This window comes from Cryobacterium sp. MLB-32 (genome assembly GCF_000738085.1).
Classification (GTDB): domain Bacteria; phylum Actinomycetota; class Actinomycetes; order Actinomycetales; family Microbacteriaceae; genus Cryobacterium.
Genome location: NZ_JPRS01000209.1, coordinates 1 through 5,168, shown reverse-complemented (window position 1 = coordinate 5,168; position 5,168 = coordinate 1). Strand labels below are relative to the sequence as shown.

Annotated in this window: 7 protein-coding genes; all 7 read right to left on the bottom strand. The window is 61.8% G+C overall.

Annotated elements, in window-relative coordinates; all coding sequences use genetic code 11:
* Nucleotides 1-256 precede the first annotated feature (256 nt).
* Nucleotides 257-529, bottom strand: a complete 273-nt coding sequence (locus tag JF66_RS16160; RefSeq protein WP_035879631.1) for a hypothetical protein — start codon at nucleotides 527-529, stop codon at nucleotides 257-259.
* Between the two features lie 103 nt (nucleotides 530-632).
* On the bottom strand, nucleotides 633-1,580 hold the full coding sequence (locus JF66_RS16155) for a cell wall metabolism sensor histidine kinase WalK (protein WP_035879630.1): 948 nt from the start codon (nucleotides 1,578-1,580) through the stop codon (nucleotides 633-635).
* Nucleotides 1,580-2,260, bottom strand: coding sequence for a response regulator transcription factor (locus JF66_RS16150; RefSeq protein ID WP_035879629.1), 681 nt, complete (start codon nucleotides 2,258-2,260; stop codon nucleotides 1,580-1,582). Before JF66_RS16150 ends, JF66_RS16155 begins: the two co-directional genes overlap by 1 nt.
* A 33-nt stretch (nucleotides 2,261-2,293) precedes the next feature.
* Nucleotides 2,294-2,860: a hypothetical protein gene (locus JF66_RS16145; RefSeq protein ID WP_035879628.1), complete on the bottom strand. Its 567-nt coding sequence runs from the start codon at nucleotides 2,858-2,860 to the stop codon at nucleotides 2,294-2,296.
* Nucleotides 2,857-3,828: an ABC transporter permease gene (locus tag JF66_RS16140; RefSeq protein WP_035879627.1), complete on the bottom strand. Its 972-nt coding sequence runs from the start codon at nucleotides 3,826-3,828 to the stop codon at nucleotides 2,857-2,859. Before JF66_RS16140 ends, JF66_RS16145 begins: the two co-directional genes overlap by 4 nt.
* Nucleotides 3,821-4,726, bottom strand: coding sequence for an ABC transporter permease (locus JF66_RS16135; protein ID WP_035879626.1), 906 nt, complete (start codon nucleotides 4,724-4,726; stop codon nucleotides 3,821-3,823). Before JF66_RS16135 ends, JF66_RS16140 begins: the two co-directional genes overlap by 8 nt.
* Nucleotides 4,723-5,168 (bottom strand): ATP-binding cassette domain-containing protein (locus JF66_RS16130; protein WP_035879624.1); only part of this gene is annotated, 446 nt, incomplete at its 5' end. The genes JF66_RS16135 and JF66_RS16130, both read right to left, overlap by 4 nt.

Below are 5,168 nucleotides of genomic sequence, written 5' to 3'. Positions count from 1 at the left end.
ACAGGGCAAGACAAAATAATGCCGTAGAAAACAAAGGTATTCCGAGATGCTGCATTCGTCCCGCAGGGGGTTCCCTTGTGAAACGAGGAGCGAACCAGGCGCTGAGTCTGCGATTTGGCCCACATCCGTGTCGCTTAAGGTTCCCGAGACGCACCGAAGCGGAGCTGACACGGGTCGTGTGCAGCAAATGATGCGCGGTGCTGCGGCGGATGGACGAAACGCACGTTCGGCTTGGTCCACCCGCCGGTGAATGTGGTTAGTCCTGTGTGCCGTCTTCGACTGCGACGCCGTTGATATCGTCGCTGGTCTTTTCGGTTGCTGATTCCGTTCCGGACTCGTCGGCGGTACCGTCCTTGACCTCGTTTTGCACGTTGTCGGTGTCGACCGCACTCGTACCGGACTCCTCATTGGAGGTTGACGAGGCCGGGGCTGCTGGGACGGTGAGTGCTCCGGCGGTGAGGGTGGTGCCGCCGATGAGGGCGAGGGTCAGGGCTACTCCTGCGCCGATGATCTTCGTCTTTTTTTCCATGGTGTTCTGCCTTTCTTCGAGGGCCCCGCAGCTGCGCGGCCATATTTCCAAGCTAGACAGGGGCACGTGAGATGAGCGTGAGAACCAGCACGGTGGTCTTGCGTCAACGTGGAAGTGGCAGGGTTATCGTCACTGTTGTGCCGACGTTGACGCGGGACCGGAGCGTGACGTGGCCGTCGTGTGCCCGAATGATCTGGCGGACGAGGCTGAGACCGAGGCCGTGCCCTGGGTGTGATCGCACCTGATCGGATCGCCAGAAGCGGTCGAAGGCATGTCGAATTTCGTGGTCGGTCATGCCCATGCCGGTGTCACGCACGGCAATGGTGCAGGTGCCAGTTTGGGCGTAGGTGCTGATCGTGACTGTTCCGGGTGTTGGCGTGAACTTGAGTGCGTTGTCGACGACGTTGGCTATCGCTCGAGCCAGAAGCACGCGGGAGCCACGCACGTTTGAGTTGGTTCCATATTCGGCCACCAGCCGTGCCGCATCTGCGGGATCGCTCCGCCGCGTCTCGATGTCCTGCGCGACGAGCTCATCCAGGTCGACGAGCTCGTAGGTGTTTGTGAGTTCGGTTCCGGCTCCGCGGGAGAGGAGCAAGAGGTCGTTGGTGAGGCTCGTGAGGCCGTCCACGGCCCCGAGGGCGGTCTGCATCGCGTGTTCATACTCGGCGGGGGACCGCGGTGTGATGAGGGCGAGTTCCAGTTCTCCCTGGATGACGCTGAGAGGGGTGCGCATTTCGTGGGAGGCGCCGTCGATGAACCTTTGTTGCAGGTCGTAGCTTTTTCGCAACGGTGCGAGGGCTGCGCGCGCCATGACGTAGCTGGAAATCGGGACGAGCCCGAGAAGAGCGCCATACAGCACGACGAGCCCGGTTCGGAGGTTCGCGAAGCCTTGTTCGGCGGCGTTGAGGGCGCCTGCCCCGTCGGATTCTGCCGCGTCGAAGTCGAAGGTTCCGGTGACGAACAGGTAAATGCCCACCGCGAAGGCTGCAAAAAGACCGAGTTGCACCGCCGTGTATGTCACGGTCAGGCGGATCGTCGCGCGACGGAACATCAGCGATCCACGTTGATGAGGTAGCCGGCACCGCGCCGAGTCTCGATGATGTCTGTTTCGCCGGGGACCGTCAGCTTCCGCCGCAGGTAGCGAATGTAGGTTTGCACGACGTTGCTGAACCCCTCGTAGTTGCTGTCCCAGGCATGATCAATCAATTCCGTGGAGCTGATGATGGTCCCCGCGTTTCGCATCAGATATTCCAGCACAGCGAATTCCTTGGCCGTCAATACGATGGTGCGCCCGGACCGCGCGGCGGTGCGCGTGGCCGGGTCGAGCGTGACGCCTTGAGCTTCCAGCATGGGCGCGTGTGCGCGGGGCGAGCGTCGAAGGAGTGCTCGCACCCGGGCCAGTAGTTCGACAAGGTGGAACGGTTTGACGATGTAGTCGTCTGCGCCGGCATCCAGCCCTTCGACCTTGGTGCGCATGGAGTCCAGCGCGGTGAGCATGAGTACGGGTACATCGTTGTTGATTTCGCGGATGCGGCGGCACACGTCCATGCCGCCGCCCGGCAGTCCCGGGAGCATCAGGTCGAGCACGACGAGATCATAGGTGTCGACTTCGAATGCCTGAACCCCGTCGGGCGCGGTGTGGGTGACGTCGACGGCGTATCCGGCTTCGGTGAGGGTACGCCGGATAACGTCCGCAATGCGGACGTCATCCTCGACGACAAGTACCTTCACGCGCTGCCCGACGGCGTGCGGGTGATCGCGGCGTTAGTCGGCCTGTTCACCGGTTCCTGCTCCTTTGGTTGCTGTGCCCTTGGCAATCTGAACGCCGTCGACGCTGACCTGAATGGTGAAATCCACCTGATTCGTGGAACTGCGGTACAGGCTGTACGGGTTTTCGGGGTAATGGCCTACCCCTGTTTCGGTGTCGAACGAGATGGTTGTTTCCGCATTCGGCGCGAGGGTGAGTCCGTCCAGGGCGAGGTAGTACGCCTCGGTCGCCCCGGTGGTGATGTCTGTCATCTCATAGTAGGTCTCGACATGGGTCAGTGGCTTCTTGGTGGTGTTGCCGAGGGTGATTTGGAGTCGGTCGGTGATGGCGGCGCCGGAAATAGGGTCGACGTTGTCTTCGGCGGCCGCCGACACGATCGTCAGTCCCGGGGTGGTGCTGGTGTTGCTGATGGGGTTGGTCGTCACCGGTAGAACGTCACCTGTTGTGGCCGATGACGAAGCCTGGCTGGCTGGGGTGGCCGGCGACGGGGCCTGGGACATGGCGATTCCGCCGGCGACTATGAGGGCCACGACGGCGATGGGGATGATGATTTTCCACTTCATGATTGCTTCCTTTGCAGTGTTCGCCTCGTCGTTGCGAGGGCGGCGAAGACCACGGCGGCGAGGGTTGCCGCGGTGAGGGTGATGGCGTAGGGCAGCATTGCGACCCACAAGAGGCTGAGGGGCTGTTGGTTGTACTGGTCTTTGATGCCCAGAAAGGCGAACGTGAGACGTTCAAAGTGCTTTGTCACCGATGACACTTCGAGGCCGTTGCGGATGCCGTCGAAGGCGGAGAACTGAGCCAGAACGGCGACTTCGTCGGATTTCTGAATCTGCAGGGAGGCGAACAGGCCGCCGGGCACCTGATTGTCCGGGTCCATGGTGTCGCCAATCTGTGGGATGACGAGCACGAAGGCAAGCCAGATGACCAGGGCCACGATGAGGCCGGTGCTCAATCGTGTGGACAGGGCGGTGAGTCCCACGGCCAGGGCGGTCCAGAACACGAGGTAGAACCAGGCGAAACCGCCGACGATGAGGAGCCGTGCCACGTCGATTCCGTGGATGGGAGCGTGGCCGATCGTGACAACGGCGATCAGCGACACGGCCGTGAGTACCATTACGACACCGAACCATACGATCGACAGGCCGAGGATCTTCCCGCCGGCGAAGGAAAACCGACTGACCGGACGGCTGAGAAAGAGAGCCAGGGTGCCCCGGTACTTTTCCTTGGCGATGGTTCCGTAACCGAGCACGATGGCAAAGAGTGCTCCCAGAATTTCCAGGTATTCGATTCCGCCGCGCAGCAGCTTCAACGGGAACAGCTGGGGAGCGGCCGCGGTGACCGTGCTGCCGCTCTGGGCGAGCTGGGCTACATAGAGGTTGTAGGCATCCAGTTGGGTTCCAAAATTTGCGGAGGCCACGGCAACAGAGATGAGCGTTGCGATGGCGAGGAAGGCGATCAGGATTGCGAAGAGGCGATCCCTGCGCAGGTCCAGTAGTTCCTTTTCGGCGACAATCCAGGTGTCATTCATTCAGACCACTCCTCAGGGTGCGGCGTGGTGTGACGACCACGATCCAGGTCATTGCGATCAGAACGGTCACAAGCACCAGGACGCTCACCGCGGGACTGCCCGTCACGCTGTCATCGCGAAGCAGGATGCTGGCGGCGCGTTTGAACTGTTCGGTGATGGCGAACGGCCCCGTGAGGGTTCCGACGACATCGAATGAGACGCCGCCCGACGAGGGGGCGAGCGCGGGAACGGGGTTCAACAACGCCACGGGGCGAGCGGCGGTGCCGATCTGCGGGAGGACGAACGCGATTGCACTCCAGACGACGAACGGCACGAGGAGCGCGGTGGTTTCCTTGCGACTGTAGAGTCCAGTGAGCATGCCGAGCAGGGCGAAAATCATCATCAGCACCCAGGACAGCGCCGCGAACCCGATTATCCGCGCCGTCGAGTCGGGGCCGAGCGGCATGCCGGTGATAATGCTGATGGAGGCCCAGCTGATGATCGTGCTGGCGGCCAGAACGCCCGCAATAACGGTGCCCAGGCCCAGGAACTGCCCGACAAGACGCAGGATGGTGCTCACTGGTCGGCTGAGAATGAGATCGGCGGTGGCTGTTTTACGGTCACGGAGCGTGGCCTGGACCCCGAGGATGATCGCCATCAGGACGCCGATGAGCACGACATAGATCACCGAATTGCGTGAGTAGTACAGGGGCGGGACGGCCGCGAATGGATTGGGGGCCGTCGTGAGCCCGTCGGCCAGGATCTTTTCATACACGCGGGTGACGGTGCTGTTGGTGATCCAGCCGATCAGTGACGACACGGACACCATGCCGAGGAACACGATCAGAAGGAGGAGCGCCACGCGGGCTCGGAGGGTGCAGAGGATTTCATGGCGGGCGCTGGTGAGGATGGTATTCATACGGCGGCCGAGTCGAGTTGGAAGTAGATGTCTTCCAGGGACTCGTTTGCGGGGAAGGCCGCGAGGGTCTGTTTCAGTGAGTCGTGGTGCACCAGGCGACCGTGGTTGAGGATGCCGATGCTGGTACACGTTTTGGTTACCTCGGAGAGCAGGTGCGTGTTCATGAAGATTGTCATGCCGAATTCGCGGTTCAGCCGCACGACTGTTTCCCGCAGCGTTCGCACTCCCTCCGGGTCCAGTCCTGATGTTGGTTCGTCCAGGAACAAGACGGCGGGCGAGTGCAGGATGGCCTGGGCGATGCCCACGCGCTGGCGCATGCCCTTGCTGAATGTTCCAACTCGTTGGTTGTCGTGGTCGGTGAAATCGAGAAAGCCCAGCACATCGTGGATTCGAGCGTCCGGACGGCGTAAGCCGGACAGGCGTGCAAAAAACCGAAGATTTT

Bases quoted from the DNA above. Each gene is read 5' to 3' on its own strand.
- JF66_RS16155 (WP_035879630.1), bottom strand. From the start codon at position 1,580: ATGTTCCGTCGCGCGACGATCCGCCTGACCGTGACATACACGGCGGTG.
- JF66_RS16140 (WP_035879627.1), bottom strand. From the start codon at position 3,828: ATGAATGACACCTGGATTGTCGCCGAAAAGGAACTACTGGACCTGCGC.
- JF66_RS16145 (WP_035879628.1), bottom strand. From the start codon at position 2,860: ATGAAGTGGAAAATCATCATCCCCATCGCCGTCGTGGCCCTCATAGTC.
- JF66_RS16160 (WP_035879631.1), bottom strand. From the start codon at position 529: ATGGAAAAAAAGACGAAGATCATCGGCGCAGGAGTAGCCCTGACCCTC.
- JF66_RS16135 (WP_035879626.1), bottom strand. From the start codon at position 4,726: ATGAATACCATCCTCACCAGCGCCCGCCATGAAATCCTCTGCACCCTC.